Raw genomic sequence first — 2385 nt, forward strand, 5'->3', positions numbered from 1 at the left:
CGGTTTTTGTTGTTACTTGCGCATTGAGTCGAGAACTTCGTGGTTTTTCTCAACTTCCTGTGCCTTAACATAGCTTTCAATCAGAAGCTGGTAGGCAGGGAAAATCTTGGTGTAGACTTCAGCCCATTCCTGAGCGTCCGGACGGTTCCAGCTGCGCTGGATTTCAGAAGCCACAGCAGCGGTATCAATCGGCACAACGCCGGCCTGCATCACACGTGCCAGAGTAATTTCCTGTGCCATTTTCGAATAAGTGCCGGAAGCATCGATAACAGCAAAGACTTTATAACCATCCTGCACAGCGCTGATTGACGGGAAGGCCATGCAAACACTGGTGATTGTACCGGCAATAATCAGGGTTTTGCGGCCGGTTGCTTTAACGGCTGCAACAAAGTCCGGATTATCCCATGCATTGATTTCGCCTTTACGGGCAATATATTGCGCATGAGGCGCATTGGCATGGATTTCCGGAATCAGCGGGCCGTTCGGACCCTGCGGAACAGAAGCGGTGGTGATAACCGGAATATTGGCCAGTGTTGCGATCTTGGCAAGCGCAGTTGCGTGATTGCGCAGAACAGGCATTGGCATATCGCCGACAGTCTGGAACAGGCCGCTCTGATGGTCGATCAGCAGCATAACTGCATCATTTGGGTCGATAACAGGACGCTGGCCGTTGAAATTTGCCGGATTGGTCATTTTAAGTCTCCTCAGTTGTTAATCCGCCTCATGGACGGGTTATATGCTGTGCGGTCAGACAGCTTGTTCTGCCGCGTAATTTCCTCTGATAACGCTCTCTGACTGATGGCTGGATGCTTGTGCTCAGCCGGTGGTTCGTGAAGTGTTATCGTCTGGATATGAACATAAAACTGCACCAATCATCTGTATAGATCGAAGTTTACGCCTTAATGTCCTGCTAATGAGACAATTGCGATGTTGTGAAATGTAATGTGAAACTTCCAACCGGATTGGCTTAAAAGCACAGCATTGACGGGGAGGGAGCTGAGAAAACGGTAATTTCGCACGCAACTTTATCAGTCGGGTGTGTTCAACGATTTTTATGATACTACAACCTGTAATTGTTTATTGTGCGGGAACTACAATGATTGTATTTTTCAACTTTAGCATCGCAATAATCTGAAATAATACGATTCTTGTAAATTTTATATTTAAATCAATAGGATAATAAAAATACGGACAGGGAATTAAAAATTTAACTTGTCTCGTAAAAATTTAATTGCATGGTTAATACAACCTATGGTAGATATTTTGTGAAGAGTGAGGTTGCGTAAAACAGGTTGTGTAAATCGGGGTGCCATCCCGCTGCCGTACAGCAGTTTCTGTAAATGCGGGCAGAAGGGGAAAGGCAAAATATTACAAGTAAATAATGTTTAATTCATTGGGGTGCGAGATGAACAATCTATTTACAGCCAACGGCGAAGATCATGCTGCAGTTTCACAAGGGATTTTATTCCGTGAGGCGGATGGACAACTGAACAGCAGTTTCTCTGATACATTTAAGAATCTGGTGCATTACAATAATCAGATTGCCTATATTGTAAGTCATAGCGGTAAATTCAGCTGTGAGCATGATCATTATGTGGTCATTATCACGCTGGCGGCTATTAAAGATTTGCATTGGTCTTTGCAGGGCAAATTCGGGGAAAGTTTTGACGCGCCAGCCGGTTCAGTGTTGATTATTCCGCAAGGTGCCGAATATGTCATGAGTTGGCCGATTGAAACGGACTATATCCAGATTGCACTGGATGACGGCTTGCTGGGTGATTTGCAGGATATTACCGGCGGTTTGTCACTCACAGAATTATTCCCGCATCCGACAAGACTGCCAAATCCGAAAGCATTGCTGATTGCCAATCTGCTGCGCGCGGAATTGTTGAAAAATGCGCCGGTCAGCGCAGGCTATATCAAAGCTTTATTGTCAGTTCTGATGGTGCAACTGGTGCAGAACCATTCTTTTCTGAGGGCAGGAAGCGGGCGGCAGGAGAGTGGTGGCCTGTCTTATCAGGCATCAAGGCGTATCGAAGCTTATTTGCGTGAAAACTATATGCGCAAATTATCGATCTCCAAAATGGCGGATATATTGGGCGTGTCCGGCGGGCATTTCCTGACATCTTTCCGCGAGAGCTTCGGGCAGACACCGCATCAGTTTTTGCTGATGCTGCGGTTGAATGCGGCGGAAGAAATGCTGCTCGGCAGTGATATTTGTCTGGCGGAAATTGCTGACAGGGCAGGTTTTTCCAGCCAGAGTCATATGACCACAGCTTTGAAAAAATGCCGGATGGTGACACCGGGTGAATTGCGCCGCAAAAGATTGAGTGCTGTCAAAGCACACAAGTAAAATTGCAAGCAGGATTCATAAATAAAGCCGCA

Annotated in this window: 2 protein-coding genes; one reads left to right on the forward strand and one right to left on the reverse strand. The window is 46.2% G+C overall.

Translation table 11 applies throughout. The features are described 5' to 3' along the window. Window positions 1–12: 12 nt before the first annotated feature. Window positions 13–693, reverse strand: a complete 681-nt coding sequence (locus A918_RS0108530; protein WP_022710659.1) for a hydrolase — start codon at window positions 691–693, stop codon at window positions 13–15. A 712-nt stretch (window positions 694–1405) separates the two neighbouring features. Between A918_RS0108530 and A918_RS0108535 the strand changes: the two genes are divergently transcribed. Further along, a complete protein-coding gene (locus A918_RS0108535; RefSeq protein WP_022710660.1) occupies window positions 1406–2353 on the forward strand; it encodes an AraC family transcriptional regulator in 948 nt (315 codons plus the stop codon). The last annotated feature ends 32 nt before the right edge of the window (window positions 2354–2385 follow it).

Origin of the sequence: Pseudochrobactrum sp. AO18b (assembly GCF_000409565.1) — a bacterium.
Classification (GTDB): domain Bacteria; phylum Pseudomonadota; class Alphaproteobacteria; order Rhizobiales; family Rhizobiaceae; genus Pseudochrobactrum; species Pseudochrobactrum saccharolyticum.